The following is a 21,837-nucleotide window of genomic DNA, read 5'->3' as shown; positions in this document are numbered from 1 at the left end:
AAAGTGAAATAGAAGGGATCGTCCTTCCATTTCACTTTTGTCAATTTTACGGATTTACTTTTGTGTTAAACACTTGTTTACCGTCTTTATATTCTAATACAGTCGCAGATTTAATTGGATTGTGGTCTTTATCGATCGTAATCTTACCAGTAATCCTAGATAAATCTTTTGTATTCTCTAATGCTTCTTTAATCTTAGCTGTATCTGTACCACCCGCACGTTCAATCGCATCTGCTAATAGATAGACAGTATCATAGCCAAGTGCATTAAATGCATTAGGAGATTCTCCGTTGTACTTTTCTTTATAAGTCGTTACAAACTTTTGGATTGTTTCATCTGGATCTCCAGATGTGTAATGGTTTGTGATAAATGTATTATTTAACGCTTCAGCTCCAGCTAACTCTACTAACTTCGGTGAATCCCAGCCATCTGCACCCATTAACGGAACAGTGATTCCTAATTCACGAGCTTGTTTTACAATTAATCCAACTTCTTCATAGTATCCAGGAATAAAGATGAATTGTGGATTTTTTGCCTTAATACGAGTTAAAGTAGCACGGAAGTCTGTATCTTTTGCAACATATGCTTCCTCAGCAACAACCTTGCCGCCTGCCTTTTCGTACGTTTCTTTAAATGACGCTGCTAAACCTTTGGCATAATCGCTGGCACTGTCTGCAAAGATAGCTGCATTATTTAACTTCAATTCCTTGGCTGCAAAATTAGCAGCTACAATTCCTTGGAATGGATCAATAAATGATGTACGGAAAACGTATTCGTTTAATTTTCCATTATCTGCTACAGTTACGTTCGGGCTTGTCCCAGATGGTGTTAATAGGATTGTTTTCGTATCATTTGCAATTTGTGCCTGCGCTACGGTGTTACCGCTTGTTGCTGCACCAATAATCGCTGTTACTTTGTCTTGGCTGGTTAACTTAATCGCGCCATTGGTAGCCTCAGCAGCTTCAGACTTGTTATCCACTTTAACAAGCTCTATCTTTTTGCCCTTTACTCCACCCTTTTTGTTGATTTCATCAACTGCAATATCAATACCGTTTTCAAGTGACTCCCCGTAAGAAGCAACTCCACCGGATAACTCTAAGTTTACACCAACTTTAATGGTTTTACTTTCACTGCCTGAATTTTCTTTTGCTCCTGAACAACCTGCAAGAACTCCTGCCAATAAGGTGGAGGCCATAAACATTTTTGCCCAATTCTTTTTCATAATAAGGACCCCTTTTTTCTATTTTTTCTGACAACTCACATCATAGATTGCTAGATTTTCTAACATGAATACCGATGTGATTGTCTAGGTGATTTAATTAATATTATTGTAGTACAACTTTACTCATTCGTCTAGTATATTATTCTATTTATTTAAATATTTCTGAAACTTATGATTTATCAGTAAAAATGGTAACGCTTCCATTGTTGGATCTAATGAAATTCTTAGGTAATTCCTCTTTTTAATTTTTGTAGAAGTTATTTTATAAAAGAAATAGAATAACCCCCATTAATTTCCTCAAAAACATTTTTTAACCTAAAAATTATTTAATTTAAATAAGACTCCACCAATCACAATTTCTTTACATTCATTTAACATTAAATTAAGAAAAAATCTTATCATTCCCATATACAATTAAGTAAACCAAATTATTGGGAGGGATTGGATGGAGATTTTCGTATCCTGTGCAGGTTTTAAAGGACCTGTTAAATGTACATGTTTAGCTGAACTAGGATACATGGTCACAGGTATAGGTGTACATACAAAGGGAATCAGTGAATGTGATACATTATTTCGGAAACCAAGGATGATTCTAGACGGCACCGGCAATCTTATCCAACAAAATATCGAGAGAAGAAAACCTCCAAACCAAAAGGTAAAGGTGTTTAATATACAACCAAATGATCTGTTGGAAATGAATAATTGATAAAGGGGAATGGCATTTATGAGAGTGTTACAATTGTTTTATGGCTTCGAATGTCGAATATTCCAACAGGTCAATCGTCATTTTGATAAAAAACTATTAAATCTATTTTTCCGCATCCTGACACATCTTGGTGGTGCAAGATTTACGATTGGAACCACTGTACTTCTCATCATGTTTTCGCAAAGGGAGACTAAATTGATTGCCCTTGCCAGTGCACTTGCTTTAGCCGCAAGTCACATACCAGTACATTTTGTAAAGTTGCTGTTCCCCCGAAAAAGGCCCTATTTAATTATAGAAAAAACAAAGTTTCCGGAAAATCCATTACAGGATCATTCTTTTCCATCGGGACATACCACTGCAATTTTTTCCGTTATCATTCCATATGTATTATTCATACCTTACCTGTCCTTTATCTTGATACCATTAGGACTTTGTGTAGGCATATCTAGAATTTACTTAGGCCTTCACTATCCTTCCGATGTAATTGCTGGGGGGATACTCGGTTCACTTACGGGGAGCCTTTGCTTCTGTTTATTGTGGTTATGAGGATTACGATCAGGAGGGATATTATGAAAATTGCCATTTTCACAGATACCTTTCATCCAGATATCAACGGGGTGGCTAGGACACTTAAACGATTAACCAATTTTTTAGAGGATCGGGGCATTGCCTTTAAGATCTTTGCACCTGACTCTTATTCCGATGAATATCATTCCACTAATGTCCATCTTTTTAAAAGCCGCTCCTTTTTCTTATATCCTGAATGTCGCTTAGCTTTTCCAAACCTTCCTCATATTAGGTCGGAATTAAAATCTTTCTCTCCCGATTTGATTCATGTTGCAACCCCATTTAATATCGGCCTTTGTGGTGTTTATTTTGCAAAGAAATTAAACATACCGCTTGTCGGTTCCTATCACACCAATTTTGAAGATTATTTACACTATTATCACCTTCATTTTCTTTCAAAGATTCATTGGAATTACATGCACTGGTTTCATCAAACCTGTAGAAAACTCTTCGTTCCCTCACTTGAAACCCACCTACAATTAAAGCACCATGGATTTTCAAATTTAGAAATTTGGCCACGGGGCGTAGATTGCCAACTTTATCACCCTCATTATGATAAAAATGCAGTTCAAAACCTTTACTCTATAAAAGCAAGATATCTGCTAACATATGTAGGCAGATTAGCACCTGAAAAGGATATACAGACACTAATGACTGTTTCTAAATCAATCCCAGCTGAAATAAATGAGAAATTGCATTGGTTAATAGTCGGCGACGGTCCATTACGAAAGGAATTAGAAGCACAGGCAGCAGTAAATATGACCTTTACAGGATTCTTAAATGGAACAAGTTTGGCCGAAGTCTATTCAGCATCTGATCTATTCGTTTTCCCCTCACCTACTGAAACCTTTGGAAATGTTGTTCTAGAATCCCTTGCCAGTGGAACACCTGTTATAGGTGCGAACGCTGGGGGTGTTAAGAATATCATTAAATCAGGAGTTACGGGGTATTTATGCAGACCTGGTAATACTCAGGAGTTTTGTAATGCGATTATTCATCTATTATCTAATGACGGACTACGTGAACAAATGGCAAGCGCCGGAAGGGATTATGCATTAACACAGAGATGGGATCGGATTTTTGAAGATCTTATTTGGCATTACAGAAACGTTATCGATGAACAAAACAGACAAGCATTCATCTCATGAGAATATTCCAATACCAAGTTCTTATTACCCATATGAAAAAATAAGATTGATTAAGGTGTGTTATTTAAAAGTTTTCGGGGGTGGTTGTGCTGAAAATATTACGGCTCGGGCATGCCATGTATGTTTTAAAAAGTAAGATAGGAAAAAAGTATTTAATTGATCCCTTTTTTGATTTAAATCCTGGCTTTCCACCGCAATTAAACACGTCTGATTTCTATCAATCAATTGATTGTGTATTTCTAACCCACGGCCATTTTGATCATACCAGCGGTCTTAACAAGTTGGTTGAACATAAGCCTGACATTATGATTGTTGCACAATATGAATTGGCCTTAATTCTTCTGCAGCAAGGAATGAAGAATGTGCTTCCTATTAATCTAGGAGGTTCGGTCTCCTTTGAGGAGTTAACGGCAACGATGGTTCAAGCAAAACATACCTCTTCCTACGGTGAAACCCAAGGTTCTCCTGTTTATGCTGGGGAGTCGGCAGGTTATATTTTTGATTTTAAAGATGATTATACTCTTTACCACTCAGGTGATACGGCATTAATGTCAGATATGAAATTGATTCAAGATGTGTATGATCCTGACATTGCGATCCTCTCCTCATCGGGCCATTTTACAATGGGGCCAAAAGAAGCCGCTTATGCTGTTAAAAAACTATTAAATGTTAAATATGTAATTCCTAGTCATACCTTTCCGACAAATGAAACAGCTGCTTCTCCTGAATCATTAACTCGATTATTAAAAGCTTTTCCTGTGGTTGACTTTATGGTTGATAAAGATAAAGAGTTACAAGAATTATTAAAGGATTATTCAAAAACAGCAGTGATTACACTTGCTTATGGAGAAGAAAAAGAATTCGATCATAGCCTTTGATCAGAAGTCTTAGTGGATAAGGAATTCTCATGAGAAAGGCACCCTTCGAGAGGGTGCTTTATTTTTGTAAAACGATTCTTTCATTAAAACAAAAACCTTAGCATTGTTGTCTTCCAAGCTCTACCGCGGTGGTTTTTTCAGCATTGAAGGAAGATATCCGGAATGTTAGGGTAAAGTCCTCGAACTTACAACGATATTTTTCTAGTTGATCCTGTCCGCACGAATTGCTGCCAAGACCGTTTTGTTTGTAGTCAATATTTAAAACTACATAGTCCCTCGGCTTTAAATCGACGGTATGCTTGGCTTTTTCAAGATCGCTAACTTCATAGTGTGATGCGCTAAAGTTAAAGGTTTCACTCGCAATAAATATAAGTCCATTCGCATCATCATCAGTAAAGCTGACCCAGTCACAGTCGGAACGATTGCCATTCTCTTGAGGTTTCACATAATTAGTAAATAGCTCATCAACCGTTTTACTGTAGACACCAAGAGGATTCGCCTGTTTTGAATCTGGATAACTCTCCCCTGGACCTCTTCCGCGCCATTGTGTTTGGTCAAAATCATTATTTAACTGCAGGTGCAGACCGAGGCGGGGCACCATTTCTGGAGCATTATCTTTCATACCAGAAGCCATTCCGTCGATGCTGCAAAGAATGTCACCATCCGGATAGATCGTGTATTGATACTTAAGTTGATAATACCAAGAACTGTTTGTTGTACCATACAGTGCATCCGCACACCATACAAATACGCCATCTTTCAACTCAAAGCGAATATTTTCAACGATTTCATGTCCGAGATGCATGAAATATTTTCCTCGATAATCATTAAGCAAGTACATATCATTGTCAATCGGTGCACGCCAGAAGTTAAACTGCGGGCCTTTTTCAATCTGTATTTTCCCATTCCGAGTTACTTGTTTAAGTGTTCCTTTGACACAATCGAAGGTAATGGTAAAATCATTACCACTTACGTTTAGGAATGCTCCATCTTTTTTAACCAGGAGTTCGCCATCACCATGCGCCTTAAGTAATTTTGACCTGGCCGAGAGCACAAAGGAAGCGTTCGCTAATTCATGTCCTTTCCGTGCCCAAGATGTATCCTGATTTAATTTATATGAAAATACCAAATAATAATTGGCTCCGCTTACTTTTTCAATGTCCTGTCCAGCTGTCAGCTGAATCTCTGCCGTTTCCCGTCCCGCCATCTTTGGAAGCTCTATATCAAAGGCTTCAATCAATCGGTCATCTTCAAATAACGAACATGTTAAATTCAAATGGTCTAATGATAAAAAATCATATCGATTAATGAGCCGGAAAATGCCCTTCTCGGTATCAATCCATTCTGTTTGAACTGGTTCAATCACTTTTTTATACTCATATAGACTTGGGGACGGTGTACCATCCGGCATGATTAACCCATCGATACAGAAGTTTCCATTCGTCGGGTCATCACCAAAATCACCACCGTACTGATAGTAAACCGTACCATCCTCTGCCACCGTTTCAATCCCATGATCAAACCACTCCCAAACAAATCCGCCTTGGAGTTTATCATACTTATAAAATAAGTCTTGGTATTCTTTTAAGTTTCCAGGTCCATTTCCCATGGCATGGGCATATTCACAGAGAATATGAGGTTTTTTTGACTTTTCAATCACCTGATCCATCGTCCGTCTTTCCTTATGTTCTAGCCATGTATACATCGTGCTGTATACATCTGTCACCTCCGCTTTAGAATCTCCTTCATAATGAACAAGGCGAGTCGGGTCCATTTCCTTGGCACGCTTAGCCATTGCTCGGAAATTATCACCAAAAGCTGATTCATTTCCAAGCGACCACATAATAATACACGGGTGGTTTTTATCACGTTCAATCATCCGTTCCAGCCTTGAAACATACGCCGTTTCCCATGCTGGATCATTACTGATCCAATCATACTTCCCTGTCAATTCAAAACCATGACATTCTAAATCCGCCTCATCAATCACATACATCCCGTATTGATCGCAAAGATCATAAAAATAATGCGCATTCGGATAATGAGCCGTACGAATAGCATTAATATTATTTTGTTTCATTGTCTTTATATCGCGCTCAATTTCTTCTCGAGTGACAACCCTCCCTGTTCTCGGGTTATAGTCATGACGATTCACACCCTTGAACTTAATTGCCACGCCATTTACAAGGAATGTATCATCCTCCATGACAATAGAACGAAATCCTACGTGCTGATGAATGACTTCAATAATATTTTTATCTTCCTTTACAGTCATATAGAGGTGGTATAAATTAGGCTGCTCCGCACTCCATTTCAAGGGGGACACTATATCCATGCTAAAAGGTTCGTCAGCTCTTTTTTCCTCGATAAAAACTTGCTTGCCATCTGGATCCATTAATTGATAAATAATATTTTGGTTGCGCTGTTGTGTCAGCGAAACTGAAACGGTAAGGGCAGCGTCCTTCCACTCCTTATCAAACTCCGTGGTAACGGTAAAGTCATATAGTCCTGTTACTGGTCGAGTATATAGTTCAACGTCCCGAAAAATTCCGCTTAACCACCACATATCTTGGTCTTCTAAATACGTCCCATCTGACCACTGAAACACGCGGACAGTCAAACTGTTTGTACCCTGTCTGCACAATTTCGTAATATCAAATTCTGATTGTATTCGAGCACCTTTACTATAGCCTGCAAATTCTCCATTAATATAAAATTCGAAGGCAGAATCAACACCATTAAATCGAAGGATTAATTGTTCTCCTTCTATATTCCGATTAAACTCAAATTCTCGTCGATAAATACCTGTTGGGTTTTCTGTAGGGACACGCGGTGGAATAATCGGGAAATTGTACCACAGATCAGAATAATGCATCTTCCCGTACCCTTGCATTTGCCAGTTGCCAGGAACAGCAATTTCATCCCAATCTTTCGTATCTAAATCCTCGTAATAAAAGCCATCTGGCCAATATTCAGGGGCTTCTAGAAAAGTAAATTTCCAAATTCCATTAAGTTTTTGATAGTAGTGGCTATTGACCGCATCACACGTTTCAGCCTCACCAAGAGAAGGATAGCTGTTAAAGTGAGCACGAGCATCCAAGCGGTTTATACCATCTGTATAGATGTTTTCCCATCTTTTAAATTTTTTCATCATTTAACCCCTCAATCGTTTGAGTTTTTATTCCAATTCGGAGGTAACGTAAAATGTTTAAATATTTAGCAGCCAGCCTTACTTATCTTCACCCGTCGGCTCTCTGCAGCGAGAAGTTGTCCAAGGATAAGGAATACACTCGATGTCCAAGTAAATGCTGGGTCACGAAGTCCAGTCCCAGTTAGTGCATCAAAGTTTTCCGCCATACCTGATTTTGTTGCCATTGCACAGAATTTCTCTGCCACTTCGAGAGCTGCCTCCTTTTTGCCAGATGAAAGCAACCCATCCACGAGCAGCAAAGTGGTTGGTGCCCAGATTGGCCCTCGCCAATATCCATCATTTCTGTAGAACGGACTGTCTGGCATCTCGGTTGCTAGTCCATATTCTGTTAAAAACCCTCTGGACGTTATATCTTCTACCAGTCTATTTAAGATTTCAGGCGGAAGCCTATTTCCGAGAATCATAGGGATATATAAGACCAGACTGTTAGATTCGATGACTTCATGTGTTCCTGAGCGTTTTGCTACAAAGTTATGCCCTTCCCAAAAATGGTCAATCACTCTACTTAACAATGCTTGAGATTCATCCATCCATTGTTTAGCCTCATCATATTTTCCCAGCTTACAGGCAATCTCCGACAGAACCTCCATTTGAATTACTAGGAAAGAAGAAAGGTCGGGACTTTCAACTGGTGTTCCTTTGTGAAAAATTGTGCTGTTATCCCAACCACTGTCATTTCCATGATTATATTGCGGAATTCCGTCTTGGTCGCTGTCTTGGAACGTCAGCCACCACTTCGTCCACTTCTCTAGCGGCTGATAGACTTCCCGAAGCTTTTCCTCTATAACAAAATCGTTTTGTTCCCACATCCGCCTTAGAGTCCAGCCGTGGATGGGCGGTTTGGTAAAATTCCATAACGCAGACCTATTATTGACGAAGTCCGGCAGCATCCCTGATTCATCCTGTAAATCAAAAAAGATCATAAACTGGTCCCAGGCGAGCTCGGGGTTATTTTTTGCTAATGCAAGGGCATTAAAGCAGTGATCCCAACTCCAAATGTTTGTCATCCAGTTCTTCGACATATACATCGCCGGCCTAGTAAGCATTCCTTCAGACGGAACAACACAGGACCAAGTAATATAGGCGGCTTTCTCTTTTCCTTTTGCATACTTATCCGGAATCTCAAGGGTATTTTCTAACCATGACTCATATTCCTTTGCAACATTTTTATGCCCTTTTGTAAAAGCAGAATAGGAGCGGTTCGTGTAAATGGTCGTAAACTCCTCAATTACACCTTCCATTTCCTCCATGTCTGAATTCGGAAGAAAATCGACAATAATTTTTTCACAACGCTGCTCTATGAAAGGTGCGTCCACAACGAGGCGTCCCTTTATCGAAGTAAGCATGTATCGCATTTCCTGACGGGAATGGTTAACTTCCCAGCGATCCTCTTCTACCGCAACTGCATAATCATAAGCACCAGTAATACCTGTCAGCCTTACGCCAACTCCATGACTTCTAATTTGTAAAACACGGGATTCTGTTATACAAAATTCTGCAAACCCTGCCGTGTTTTCGAGCCGGAGCATACTCGGAAGGAGTACCGCATTATAAGGAAGGGGGCTTCCCTCAAAGGTAATATCAATCCGGAACACCTCTCCAAACTCATTGTCTCCATTTCGGATATTGCGGAGGTACAGCGGACTATCCCCGTCCTCGTGATGATTTGGTGAAATGGTTATAAAAGAACCATAACGGCTGAAAGGGATTTTTTTTATATCAAACATTAGATCCACTCACTTTCAACATTCATTTGTTATCCGATCATTCGTATTCACCCGGAACTCTTGATCCGTTTCAAAGAATTTCGGTCTGATTAAATAAGTAAAATATGCATAACCGAGAAGGAGAAGCAGACCCGCTAAAATAAAGGGAAGGGTATAGTTTTTTCCAGCTAAGATGATCCCGACAAGAAATGCGGCTAACGACGAACCCACGCTGCGAAATACGGCTCTCATTCCTGCATACAAATCCCTTTCTTCATCCTTAAATGATGACATGGATAAACTGTCAGCCAGATTGGTCAGCATCGTAAATACCCCGCCTCTTACTAATAAAAACGCGGAAAAGATATAAGAATTGATGTTTAAAAATAACAGAAGGCAAAGAATGATATTCACCATGTAAATATAAAGAAATGTCTTTTTCACCCCGAAACGGTCGATCAGTGCTGGTGAAAAAACAGAACCGATAAACAGCGCCAGACCATTTAGAGCCAGCAGTATCGAAACAGACTCATTCGAGAAATCGAAACGAAACTTAATAAATAAATTCAAGTAAGGCTGTAGACAGGATGCTGCACCACCAGTAATTAGTGCGAAAACAGCAAAATATAATAACTTTTGCTTTACTTCTCTCGTACGCTTGCTTTTAGTTTCAACGAAAGTTTTCGGTTCAGGACCTTTAATCCGCTGATGATCTTGATCTTCCCGCGCAGCTGTTTTCCTTCGTTGCTCAGTTGGCAGCAAACTTCCCCTTGTAAAAGCTAATAATAGAAACAATACGGATGTGGCTAACAATGTATTTTGGTAGCCTCTCTCTGAAAGCTCAATCCACTGTGGCAAAAAGCCGCCAATCAGCGTTCCCGCTCCCAAGAAAGCAGTAAACACTGCGAATAAAAAGCTATAAGCCTGGGTTTCTTCCCTTTTTGAGCGGCTATAATGGAACAACAACTGAATTTCCGTTGTTTCCACAAGCGTTAGACCCATAGAAACTACAAATTGGGCACAAAAAAAGAATGCAAAGCCTTCTGCAAAAGCAAAAATGCTGCATCCAATGGCAATACTTGTAATCCCTGTAACCAGCAGCTTTTTCCGGCCTGTTTTTTTAGCCAAGATACTCACAGGTATTGCAAGGATTCCCATTACTAAAATACCCATTGAGGTGATGAGTCCTATTTGCTTTTCTGTCATACCCATTTCAATTAAATGTAGATTCAAAATTAAGGTAAACATTCCAATGCTCAGCCCGTATAGAGATTCTGTGGCTAAAAAACGTTTCACACCAGACGGCAATGTAAGAAATCGTAACGACTGTATCATAGAGTGTTTCAACCTTTCATATAACCAAAAGTTATAGGATAGTCATATCCCATTGATAAACCTAACCAATCAGAAGGGATAACCCCTTCTAATTAGTCATTGTTTTCACTCGTTATCCCTTTACCCCTGACTTAGACACATCCTCGACAATGTAACGCTGTGCAGCGAAGAAAAGAATGAGCGGCGGGATGCTGATTAGGAAGGTTATCGCCATGATTCCCTCCATATCCACACCAAACATTCCTTTGAACTGTGCAAGTCCAAGTGTCAAAGTATATTTACTCTGGTCATTTAGAAATACGAGAGGCCCTAGGTAATCATTCCAGCAGTTCAACACGCTGAACACTCCAACTAAAATTAAAACCGGATTCATTAACGGAAGATAAATTTTATAAAAAATTTGGAACGAGTTTGCACCATCTATCCTCGCTGCTTCATCCAGCTCTTTGGGGATGCCCATAATAAACTGGCGCATCAAAAAGATATAAAATGGAGCACCGAACCAGGCGGGAACAATCAATGGTTTTAGCGTATTGATCCAGCCAAGGAAGTTAAATTCCATGTATAAAGGAATCATCGTTACTTCCCACGGAATCATCATTGTGGCTAGAAGAACCATAAATAAGAAATCCCGTCCTTTGAAAGTAAATCTTGCAAACCCATAGGCAACCAGTGAAGACGAAACTATTTGACCCAGAGTTGCCAAGATGGTCACCGTGAGTGAATTTGTTAGAAATTGCGTGAAGGGCTGGGATATCCAGGCTTCCTTAAAATTTTCAAAGTGAAGACTGGAGGGAATCCACTTTGGCGGGAACAGATAAAGCTCTTCAGGTGATTTTAATGATGTGGTTACCATCCAAAATAATGGCGCCAGGAATAACAGCGAGAAAAAGAATAAAAGAGCGTATATAAAGGTTTTTTCAACCCTTCTTTTTATTTTCATAATAAAACCCCTCGAATTGATAAATTGGCTGCAATCCTATTTCTTCTTTTTAACTTCTCCTTCGTAGTAAACCCAGGCCGACGAGGATTTAAACACTAGCATTGTTAACCCTAAAACAATCAAAAACATAAACCATGCATTTGCGGAAGAGTATCCCATTTTAAAATATTTAAAGGCATTTTCGTAAACATACATTGCGTAAAAATAGGTTGAATTGAGCGGTCCGCCGCCAGTTAATAGCAGAGCTAACGTCAATTGCTGGAAAGCTGCTATTATCGTTGTGATGACATTAAATAGTATGGTTGGTGTTAAGAGCGGCAAGGTGATTTTGAAGAACTGAGTAATTTTATTAGCTCCATCGATAGATGCAGCTTCATAAAGTTCTCTTGAAATACCTTTTAAACCTGCCAGGAAAATTAACATCATCGTACCTTGACCCCAAAGGCTGGCAATTACCATCGCTACAAGCGCCCAGCCCGTCTCATTGAGCCAATTAGGACCTGTTATATCAACCAAGGAAAGAAAGTAATTAAGAATACCGTATTCACCATTGAATACCCAAGCCCAGATCATCGCAAGAGCAACGCCCGAAATGACGGATGGCAGGTAGAAAAAGGTTCGGAAAAAGGAGTGACCTTTTACATTTTGATTCAATAAAATGGCTAAAACTAGAGCTACAATAATATTTAAAGGAACAAACAGCGCAGCGAATTTAACCGTCACCCCTAATGACTTCCAAAAAAGCGGATCGTCCGTAAACATTGTCTTATAGTTATCTAGACCGATAAATGTCGCCTCACCGACAACCGGCCAATCATAGAAGCTGATAAAAAGAGAATATACTAATGGTCCGAGCGTAAAAGCAAGAAATCCAATTACCCATGGGGAGATAAAAAGAAGTGGGACAATCTTGTCCCACTTTATTTTCTTTTTCTTGTTTATTTCCACATAGGGTGTTGGAGAGGCAGGTAAAGATTTCATCATGAACACCCCACTTATTTAGTCTTACTACTTCATATATTTCTCAGAGTCCTTTGCGGCTTTATTTAGTAATTTCTCAGCATCCTGTCCAAGCATAACTGCATTTACGGCTGCAGAAAGGTTCCGGTTGATTTCATTCCAATTGCTGTTTAAAAGAAATGCTGGTGTATCATCAGATCGTTCAAGCATTTTATAGAAGGGGCTTATTAATGGATCTTGCTCCATATTCAATTCCTTTACCACACTGATTCGAACGGGTAAATCCGCCGTACGCATTTTAATTGCTTCAGGTGAGGAATAAAACTTCACAAATTTGTAAGCAAGATCTTTATGCTTAGAATCCTTTGCTACCGAAACTGCAGAGGAAGCAATAACTCCTTTTGCTTGCTTGTCCCCAAATGATGGAACTTCAACTGTTCCAAAATTGATCTTGGCTTCTTTAAATCCTTCTAAAGGCCAAATACCACTTTCCCACATGGCGATCTTTCCTGCCTTGAAAATATCATCACCGCTTTGTTGGTTTTTTCCGCCAACAAGAACAGCGCTTTTATCCTTAAGAAGGTCACTTAAAATTTGAATTGATTCAATTGTTTCAGGACTGTTCATATAGCCCTTAACTTCTTTCCCGTCTTTACTGATGAAACTGCCGCCATTGCTCCATACCAACCCTTGGAGATCATACGTGTCTGGCTCTGGTACTACCCCAAAACCGTATTGCTTTTTGCTCGGGTCTGACAATTTTTTAGAAATCTCTTTAAAATCGTCCCATGACCAGCCATCCTTTGGATAAGCGACGTTAGCTGCATCAAATAAATCTTTGTTATAATACACAACCCGTGTTGTGAAACCAGCAGGCATGCCATAAATTTTTCCGTTCATGCTGGAATAATTAAATAACCCTTGATAAAAATCATCCATATCCATTTCTGCATCACCGTCGATATAAGCATCAAGCGGCTCAAGTGATTCGTAATATGCTGGGAAATTCCACATATACATCATATCCGGTGGATTCTTTGCCCCAAAGGAAGCAGCCAGTTTCTGATCAAAGCCATCACCATAGGCCTCTACTTGAACCTTTACACCAGGATTCTTTTCTTCAAATTTTTTGGCGATATCCTGTTGAATTTTCAAAGCCTCACCCGAGTCCCAGGTAGCAAAGCGAAGTGTAGTAGATCCTTTTCCATCCTTCACATCCCCATTACCACCAGAGGTTTTTTCCCCTGAACTGCTGTTCGAACAAGCGGCCAAGGAGAAGATACTAACTACTAATAAAATCATGGCTAGAAAGCTAATTTTCCTCACTCTGAATTTCCCCCTTTTTAGATAAAAAATTAACCGCCTTCATTGTACTTCTAATGAAAGCGGTCTCACACTGAAATTCATCTTAACTTGTTAGTAATAATGTTTTTATTTTCTGTAATATTTAACGTAAAGGGGTAAATTTGTCCGAATGGATTCTCCTTTTTGTTTGACGATAATCAGATGGTGTATGTCCCGTACATTTTTTAAACCATTTACTAAAATATTTACCGTCATACACCCCAACCTTTTCCCCTATTTCCTGTAACGTATGAGAAGTGGTTTCAAGCAATTCACAGGCAGTATTTAGTTTTATCTTTTCCGTAAATGTTTGGAAACTTTCTCCGACGGACTTACTAAAAAGTGTGCTAAAATGGCTTCTACTAAGGCCGACTTCATGGGCCACATCAACCGATGAGTAGGATTCTGAAAGGTCCTTCGTAATCATTAGAACCGCTTTTTGAATTGGTTCCGGCCATTTATCATCAATTCCATATGTTAAGCCTTCCGGTTCATTAGTGTCTTGTTCTTTCTCTTCTGATTTTTGGATTTCATCAGTGAATTGTTTAAGGTATTCTTCAAATTCATCATCTTGGAAAGCAGTTTTTAAAATATAACCAGAAGCCCCCACCTTAATGCCTTCCTGGGCATATTCGAAATCCCGATGGCAGCTTAATAGCAGGACCTTCGTGGCTGGTGCGGCTTTTTTAATTTTTCGGGCCAGTTCAATGCCGTTCTGTTCTGGCATGACAATATCAGTAATGACAACCTCGGGAGAGTGTTCAAGGAACATTTCCCACCCCTTTTGACCGTTAGATGCATCCGCTACCACTTCCATATTGAATTTCTTCCAATTTACCGTGGCCATTAACCCTTTTCGGACGATATATTCATCATCAACTACTATGACTTTGATCACGTGGACATCCTCCTTTTTGGCCAACGTATTTTAATCGTTGTTCCAGCCTTTGGACTTGATTCTATTATCAGGCCATATTCACTTCCAAAATGAAGCTTAAGCCGCTGATCGACATTAAACACACCTATTCCCCGTACTTTGTCCTTTGTGGAATGGTTTTTGAGTAAGTTTAGTGCTGTTTGTTCACTCATTCCTTTTCCGTTATCACTCAAGAAAAGCTCTAAGAAGTCTGAATGATCTGCAATGGTTAATTTAATTTTTCCTTGTCCGTCTTCAAAGGCATGAAAAAAAATATTTTCAAATAATGGCTGTAAGGACAACCTAGGTATCAAATAATCAAGGCTTTCCGGATTGACCTTTTCTAGGTAATCAAACATATGTCCAAAACGGATTTCCTGCACTTTCAAATAGTGTCTGATTGTATCCAGCTCTTTTTTTAACGGAATCAATTCATCAGAAAAATTGAGATTTTCATGAAGAACTTCGGTGAGATGGTAAATCATTTGCTGAACTTCCTTGGCGTTACTAAGCCTTGCCTTCCACTGAATGGAGTTTAGCGTATTAAACAACAAATGGGGATTGATTTGATAATGAAATGCCCTTAATTCCGCTTTCCTTTTTAGCCGTTCCGTTTCTCCAATTTCATTAATTAATTCCTTAATTTGTTGGACCATCTGATTAAAACTCATTGTTAATTTCCCAATTTCATCGTTTTCTTGTACAGGAATCTGAGTATGCAGCTCACCAACACTTACTAGTTCCATTGACTCCTTTAACTTTCTGATTCGTTTTGCAAGCGGTGCAGAAAAGACCATCGCTAGAATGATTGCCAGGATAATTAAAAAGAAAATACCCATCATAGTATAGTTAAAGATAACATCCGAAGATTGGTAAAATAATTTTTCAGGGACTCGGACTTCAATTTTCCAGCCAAAGGCATTAATATTTTTCACCCTGACAACGTCACTGGAAAGTCTCTCCCTATTTTCCTTTGTTCGGTAAAGGATCTTATTCTTCTCATTATAAATGGTTATAAAGGCGTGGACATCTCTTTCAAGATACGTAATATATGAAAAAAGCTCCTCGGCATTCGTCTCTATCAGCAGCTTACTTCCCTTTAAAATTCCATATTGGCTCTGGATCGGCAATACAAGACCAATCATTGATTCTGGTGTTTTGTTGCTATCATAATGATTAGCTTTATAAAATCCAATCCAGCGATCCCCTTGTTTTATTTTGTTTGCTTCCTTCCAAAATGGCATTTGAAACAGTTTTTGAGAATTGAGACGGTTTCCCCCATAATAATATCCAGAACTTGTTATTAAGTAGATTCCTTTCGTATTAAAAGTTTTATGAGCTTCAAGGAATCTCTCAAAATTCTTTTTCTCTATGAATCCTTCATAGGTCCGTGGAATCTCCTCTTTAATGACTATTAAGGTAGGGTCAGATAAATATTGATGTATATCATTTGAAACGACAAACATCTGATTAATGGTATTTTCTAATTGCGTTTCAAGCTGTGAAACAGCAAAGTTTTCATAATCATTAAATTGTTTATTTACAATCGTGGATGATTTTTGATAAGAGAGATAACCGAATAAAAGAAGAGGAATCAGTGCCACTACGATAAAAAATAGCATCAACTTGGTTCGAAAACTGCCATACAATTGATTTTTTAGTTTTGTGGATATATGTTTAATAACTTTGAGCGTCATATTCAAACCTTGTAATCTTTGCATGATATCACATTCCCCATAATTGCATTCTCATCCTTTTATTACAGGTAATCGTTTTCATAAATCTCCCTTATCATAAACCAGAGTTGTTATAATTTCTATAGAGATCTCCTGTGTTTTTAGTTGGTAGTTACGACCACTTTTATGAAAGTCTCTGTTAAACTTGCCTGTTGATTTCCGCTCCAGGCACTTCGCTTTCCGCGGGCGGTCCGGGGAGCCTCCTCGTCGCTGCGCTCCTGTGGGGTCTCCCCTGCCCCGTCCTCCCGCAGGAGTCTTCGTGCCTTCCACTCCAATCAACAGGGTGCCAAAAACAACATTAACCTTTAACACAGCCTTATGAAAATAAAAAATGAAGGGTCAAGGAGAGAAAACTTTCCTTGACCCTTCATTTAGATTCACAAAATTTTATAATTCAATCTTATATTTCTGTTCACTTATGCCTTCCATAGAGAAAACTCGTTCCACGTAGTGAATTTCTTTGTCCGACATCAACATGATGGTGGAGCTCCTTGTACCGTAGTTCTCACTTTTTATGAACAGTGGTGAAAGCCTTCTTTCCCATTCTAATGAAACGCCTGTGTTTGGAAGAAGTTCGTCTGGAGCTTGGTCCGTATCTTGAAGGATGCCGAAAAGGCGTTCTACCATCCCATCCTGATCCCCGTTGATCATTTTGGACATACCAGCCTTACCTTTTTGAACCTTTGGCCACTCAGTATTTAATAAATGGTTGCTGACACCATAAATCCCAGGTACAATTTTTTTCAGTCCTTGCCCTTTATTTGAAAAATAAAATAGTCCATTTCCATCACCGGCCAATAAGTTATAGCCTGGGTACAGATCCTTACGTTCTCCAAGATCTATCATATAATCCTCTACATTTCCTTTGTGTTTCAAGGCATCGGCAACCAATTCGCCCCGTGAGCGCTTTCCTTCCGTTACTTCCTTCGGATCGCGATAATTGGTCAACGCTGCAAACCGTCCCGTTGTAGTAACCCCCATCCAGGTACCCATTTTTTCTAAATCCCTGCCGGCAAGGATGTCAGGCCAGTCTTCCCAGTAATGGACTGAGGATGTAGGACGCCCAAGGAATTCATCTCGGTTTGCTGCCACAATGAGCTTGTAGATTGGATGGACTTGATAAGCAAAAAGTATTAAACACATCAGAAATCACAGCCTTCTAATCAATTATCCCTGGCTTTTTCAACCTTTACGTTTATTGAACATTTTTTTGATCAGACGAATCTGACCTCTATGACTCAGCTCATCTTCAAACACATGGAACCATTTAAAGAAATTATTCGCATAACGCTCGTGCCAAAACGGCGTTTGTTCATATAACCATTCATCAGGAAACGTTTTAAACATTTCGATGGTTGTATTCCGTGCTTCAGCCATTTGCTCCAAGTAATAATCAATTGTATTGCCCTTAATGGTTTCTCGCCCAAGATTTCCTAAATCTAGGGCAGGAAGTAAGATGCTTAACTCTTTCTCATTTAGATCCCGGTTCTCAAACGTTAAAACTTGATACGTCTTTTCGACCGCAGCGAAATGAGCCAGCAGCATTCCGATTGAATTCGCCTCTTCATCAAAAAGGAAGTCCAATTCTTCCACTGTTAGTCCCTTTACAGCTTCAATCGTGGTGTACCTTGTATAATTCATCATCGACACCAATTTACTGAACTCCATCCCCAAACTATCTTTTTGATCGATTATATATAATGTATCCAAATCCATGTTATTACCTCCGTATGGGAAAATAAACCACTTATTCTAATTCGCCATCAGCTTAGTAAATCCTTTTAACCTAGAGTAAATCCTCTAATAGGCTGAAATTGCTAAAAAGAATAACATCTATTTCCGATGTTTCATCCGTAACTTTGGAAATGATAATAGCTATGAACGAATTCATTTGGAGGTGTTGTTTCTCATGTCAGAATTAGAACCATTAGAATACGAAACAGGGACAGCGATTCGCGAATATGACATTATTGATATAACCCAAACCGCCTTAGGGTATGAAGTACTCCTTGATATCGAACTAGATAGCGGTTATTCCTTAGCAAGAACTAAACTGGAAGTGACCCATGAGGACTTAGCAGGATATGAAACAAATGATATTGAAGAAGGTATTAAATATGCCTTGGGATTTTTCACTCATTAGCACACAAATATTTCAAGGGGAAATCTCGGGTGAACTGTGTTAAACTTGTTAATCTAACCAACGACGGTTGGATGTACGTACATGAGTAATGGAGTGGTTAAATGAGTAGTACAAAGGGGAAAGGCGGGACCGGTCGAGGAACCGGCAAAAAGGGCTGGACTCGTTGGCAGGCAGGAGTCAAAAAAGCCAAAAGCGCCAAACCGTATGTTAGCAAAGGTGTAAAAAGAGCTAAAGACGCAGACGAAAAAAACGAAAAATAGTAACAAAAATGGGTGTCAGGCACTGCTCGTGGACAAATGTCCACAGGTGGTGCCTGACACCCTATCCTGTTTTATAAAATTAACCGAATTTGATTTCCGGAAGGGTCTTCTGTTACAAAGTAATCGGCTTCCTTGGTAATTGGAGCACCTATCTGCTTTAGTTGGTTCAAGGCTTTCTCTCTTGCAGACGTATCAGGGAAAACGAGTGAGTACCAATTTAAACCAACACTGTTTTTTGGTGGGGTGGCAGCCCCTTCTCCCTGCCAAGTATTGATGGCAATATGATGATGATATCTGCCTGTCGATAGGAATGCCGCTTGTGGATAGTAACTAACTACTTCAAAACCAAGTCCCTTTGTATAGAACTCTTCAGCTTTTTGCAAATTGCTGACATGCAGGTGAATATGCCCCATAAGCGTCCCTGCTGGTAAACCGCTCCATTCCGCATCACTCTCCGCGATAATCCCATTTCCATCAAGCTCTTCAGTTGCCATTTCAACTAAGCCGTTTTTCCATTTCCATTCTGAAGAAGGGCGGTCCCGGTACACTTCAATCCCATTGCCGTCTGGGTCATTAAGGTATAACGCCTCACTTACATAGTGATCTGCTGCACCGAGCGGATATCCAGTTTGGACCATGTGCCGTAAAAAGACCGATAGATCTGCTCGTGATGGAAGTAAAATGGCAAAGTGATACAAGCCGGAGGAACGACCTGATTTCGCCACAACATCCTTCGGCTGCTCTATTGTTAATAATGGCTTTTTTCCATCGGTCGTTAAGACCGCTTTACGCTCTGATTTTTCCAATACTTTAAAGCCCATGATATTTTGATAAAAGGTAAGTGAATAATCGAGATTCTTCACCTTAATATTGACCTCTCCGACATATATATTTGGAGCTTGATGAAATTTATCCATTTTCTCCTCATCCTTTCGTCAATTAGTTATATAAAAAATTGTCTTTAATTTTAGTATGGTTGTGATACATACCATTCATTCGATTCCAATCACCTATGATTACAGTGTACTTTACTATTATCTCGAATTCAAGTATTTTAAATTAAAAACAAAATGAAGACCAGCCTATTTTTATGCCACAAAAAAAGGCAATTCCGCTATGCGAAAAAGCCCTAAAATATTGTTTCCCGTTTTTTATGCTTCTACAATGTCTGGTTGTTTATAGACTTCGTTTTCAAATTCACCTGTTACTTTACTGGTTAATATACCGGATGTCATTGCTCCGCTAACGTTTAAAGCTGTCCGTCCCATGTCAATAAGAGGCTCAACTGAAATGAGCAAACCAACAATCGCAATTGGAAGATTCATAACTGATAGAACGATTAACGCTGCAAAGGTGGCACCGCCGCCTACACCGGCTACACCAAAGGAACTAATTGCCACCACAAGAATGAGTGTCAAGATAAAGGATATACTCGTTGGATCCACCCCAGCCGCCGGGGCCACCATCACCGCTAACATTGCAGGATACACACCTGCACATCCGTTTTGACCAATGGTAAGTCCAAACGACCCGGCAAAGTTTGCAATCCCTTCTGAAACACCAAAGTCTTTCGTTTGCGTTTTAATGGTCATTGGTAAGGTTCCTGCACTAGTCCGTGACGTGAAGGCAAAGGTCAAGGTTGGCAGCCCTTTTTTCACATAATTTACAGGACTTAGTTTGGCAAAGGCTAATAGTAGTAAATGGACAATGAACACCAAAATGAGCGCCACATAGGAGGCAATCACAAACTTACCTAATTTCGCAATCGCCGCATAGTCACTTGTTGCTGTAACTCTTGTGATGATGGCAAGAATTCCATATGGTGTTAGACGTAAGATTAGAGTGACTACCCTGATGACAACGGAATAGAACGTATCAATGATCTTAGCAAAAAAATCTCCTGTATCTGGGTCTTTGCGCTTTACCCCAAGATAAGCAATTCCAATAAACACGGCAAATATAACAACCGCTATCGTCGATGTCGCGCGCGCTCCCGTTAAATCCTGAAATGGATTACTTGGGATTAACTCAATAATTTGTTGAGGGAGCGTCATATTTTCTATCCCAGTAACTCGTTCCTCTAACTGGGCATTACGAGCGGCTTCCGCTTCTCCTTCAGTTAACTGCACACCATCAAGGCCAAATCCCAATGCAGAGCCAATTCCAATCGCCGCAGAGACAGCTGTCGTTGCAAGCAGGATGCCGATGACAAGGAAACTAATTTTCCCAATATTTTTCGTTAACTTTAACTTTGTAAAAGCTCCGACAATGGAGACAAATATCAGCGGCATGACCACCATTTGTAATAGTTTCACATAGCCATTTCCGACAATGTTAAACCAATCGATTGAACCTGTCGTTACTTCATGTGTCGTGCCATAAATGAGATGAATGAGAAAACCAAAGATAATACCTAAACCTAACGCACTAAAAACACGCTTGGAAAAAGAAACATGCTTTTTTTGCATCGTAAATAATCCAAACATGAGTAATAACAGAACAGCTACGTTGACGAGGATCAGCAAGAAATTCATACTATCCATCCTCCTTCAAATTCGGGAAAATTGTAATCCAAACATTCCAATGAAATAAGTCGGAATTATGGTCGTCACCATATACCTGCCACGTAAAATAACAATCAAACGTTTGATATGGTAAATAATATGATATGACTATTCCTTATATTCCAAGCCCGTCACTTATTTAATCAAACGTTTGATTAGTTTTTTATCAGCTAGAAAATCACCGCTTAGATTTGGACT

The 21,837-nt window shown here is 39.4% G+C and carries 19 protein-coding genes; 6 read left to right on the top strand and 13 right to left on the bottom strand.

From position 1 onward, the window contains the following. Nucleotides 1-46 precede the first annotated feature (46 nt). Nucleotides 47-1,222 carry an ABC transporter substrate-binding protein gene (locus QNH17_RS02760; protein WP_283877293.1) on the bottom strand — a complete coding sequence of 392 codons (1,176 nt, stop codon included), beginning with the start codon at nt 1,220-1,222 and terminating at the stop codon, nt 47-49. A 445-nt stretch (nt 1,223-1,667) separates the two neighbouring features. On the opposite strand from QNH17_RS02760, the gene QNH17_RS02755 reads away from it, so the two are divergent. The 4 genes from QNH17_RS02755 (at nt 1,668) to QNH17_RS02740 (ending at nt 4,521) form a co-directional block, all read left to right on the top strand. Beyond that, nucleotides 1,668-1,928, top strand: a complete 261-nt coding sequence (locus QNH17_RS02755; RefSeq protein WP_283877292.1) for a hypothetical protein — start codon at nt 1,668-1,670, stop codon at nt 1,926-1,928. An 18-nt stretch (nt 1,929-1,946) separates the two neighbouring features. Further along, complete coding sequence (locus QNH17_RS02750) at nt 1,947-2,474, top strand: phosphatase PAP2 family protein (RefSeq protein WP_283877291.1); 528 nt, start codon at nt 1,947-1,949, stop codon at nt 2,472-2,474. A 23-nt stretch (nt 2,475-2,497) separates the two neighbouring features. Further along, entirely contained in the window at nt 2,498-3,643 is a 1,146-nt protein-coding gene (locus tag QNH17_RS02745; RefSeq protein WP_283877290.1) for a glycosyltransferase family 4 protein, read from the top strand. A gap of 86 nt (nt 3,644-3,729) precedes the next feature. Further along, a complete protein-coding gene (locus QNH17_RS02740) occupies nt 3,730-4,521 on the top strand; it encodes a metal-dependent hydrolase (protein WP_283877289.1) in 792 nt (263 codons plus the stop codon). A gap of 97 nt (nt 4,522-4,618) precedes the next feature. Here QNH17_RS02740 and ebgA read toward each other — a convergent pair whose 3' ends face one another. From ebgA to QNH17_RS02690, 10 genes are all read right to left on the bottom strand, one after another. Then, nucleotides 4,619-7,672, bottom strand: coding sequence for a beta-galactosidase subunit alpha (gene ebgA / locus QNH17_RS02735; protein WP_283877288.1), 3,054 nt, complete (start codon nt 7,670-7,672; stop codon nt 4,619-4,621). A gap of 65 nt (nt 7,673-7,737) precedes the next feature. Continuing rightward, nucleotides 7,738-9,459, bottom strand: coding sequence for an amylo-alpha-1,6-glucosidase (locus QNH17_RS02730; protein WP_283877287.1), 1,722 nt, complete (start codon nt 9,457-9,459; stop codon nt 7,738-7,740). A gap of 15 nt (nt 9,460-9,474) precedes the next feature. After that, nucleotides 9,475-10,773 (bottom strand): MFS transporter, encoded by a 1,299-nt coding sequence (locus QNH17_RS02725; RefSeq protein WP_283877286.1) that lies wholly within the window; start codon nt 10,771-10,773, stop codon nt 9,475-9,477. Nucleotides 10,774-10,885: 112 nt separating this feature from the next. Then, the gene (locus tag QNH17_RS02720; protein ID WP_283877285.1) at nt 10,886-11,716 is read right to left on the bottom strand and encodes a carbohydrate ABC transporter permease; all 831 of its coding nucleotides are present in this window, start codon (nt 11,714-11,716) and stop codon (nt 10,886-10,888) included. A gap of 36 nt (nt 11,717-11,752) precedes the next feature. Then, entirely contained in the window at nt 11,753-12,700 is a 948-nt protein-coding gene (locus QNH17_RS02715) for a carbohydrate ABC transporter permease (protein ID WP_481858566.1), read from the bottom strand. Nucleotides 12,701-12,724: 24 nt separating this feature from the next. Next, nucleotides 12,725-13,978, bottom strand: coding sequence for an ABC transporter substrate-binding protein (locus tag QNH17_RS02710; RefSeq protein ID WP_283879415.1), 1,254 nt, complete (start codon nt 13,976-13,978; stop codon nt 12,725-12,727). 145 nt (nt 13,979-14,123) lie between these two features. Continuing rightward, on the bottom strand, nt 14,124-14,918 hold the full coding sequence (locus tag QNH17_RS02705; protein WP_481858565.1) for a response regulator transcription factor: 795 nt from the start codon (nt 14,916-14,918) through the stop codon (nt 14,124-14,126). Then, complete coding sequence (locus QNH17_RS02700; protein WP_283877284.1) at nt 14,915-16,657, bottom strand: sensor histidine kinase; 1,743 nt, start codon at nt 16,655-16,657, stop codon at nt 14,915-14,917. The genes QNH17_RS02705 and QNH17_RS02700 overlap by 4 nt, the downstream gene beginning before the upstream one ends. A gap of 402 nt (nt 16,658-17,059) precedes the next feature. Next, nucleotides 17,060-17,815, bottom strand: a complete 756-nt coding sequence (locus QNH17_RS02695; protein ID WP_283877283.1) for an NRDE family protein — start codon at nt 17,813-17,815, stop codon at nt 17,060-17,062. 39 nt (nt 17,816-17,854) lie between these two features. Beyond that, nucleotides 17,855-18,388: a DinB family protein gene (locus QNH17_RS02690; protein WP_283877282.1), complete on the bottom strand. Its 534-nt coding sequence runs from the start codon at nt 18,386-18,388 to the stop codon at nt 17,855-17,857. Between the two features lie 193 nt (nt 18,389-18,581). On the opposite strand from QNH17_RS02690, the gene QNH17_RS02685 reads away from it, so the two are divergent. Both QNH17_RS02685 and QNH17_RS02680 read left to right on the top strand, forming a co-directional pair. Further along, nucleotides 18,582-18,815, top strand: a complete 234-nt coding sequence (locus tag QNH17_RS02685) for a hypothetical protein (RefSeq protein WP_283877281.1) — start codon at nt 18,582-18,584, stop codon at nt 18,813-18,815. A 101-nt stretch (nt 18,816-18,916) separates the two neighbouring features. Further along, nucleotides 18,917-19,075 (top strand): DUF3934 family protein, encoded by a 159-nt coding sequence (locus tag QNH17_RS02680; RefSeq protein WP_144555839.1) that lies wholly within the window; start codon nt 18,917-18,919, stop codon nt 19,073-19,075. Between the two features lie 71 nt (nt 19,076-19,146). On the opposite strand, the gene QNH17_RS02675 is transcribed toward QNH17_RS02680, so the two are convergent. Then, on the bottom strand, nt 19,147-19,992 hold the full coding sequence (locus tag QNH17_RS02675; protein WP_283877280.1) for a VOC family protein: 846 nt from the start codon (nt 19,990-19,992) through the stop codon (nt 19,147-19,149). A gap of 234 nt (nt 19,993-20,226) precedes the next feature. Further along, nucleotides 20,227-21,609 carry an L-cystine transporter gene (locus tag QNH17_RS02670; protein ID WP_283877279.1) on the bottom strand — a complete coding sequence of 461 codons (1,383 nt, stop codon included), beginning with the start codon at nt 21,607-21,609 and terminating at the stop codon, nt 20,227-20,229. Between the last annotated feature and the right edge of the window lie 228 nt (nt 21,610-21,837).

Origin of the sequence: Neobacillus sp. SuZ13 (genome assembly GCF_030123365.1) — a bacterium.
Lineage (GTDB): Bacteria > Bacillota > Bacilli > Bacillales > Cytobacillaceae > Neobacillus.
This window is presented reverse-complemented; position numbering and strand designations above follow the sequence as displayed.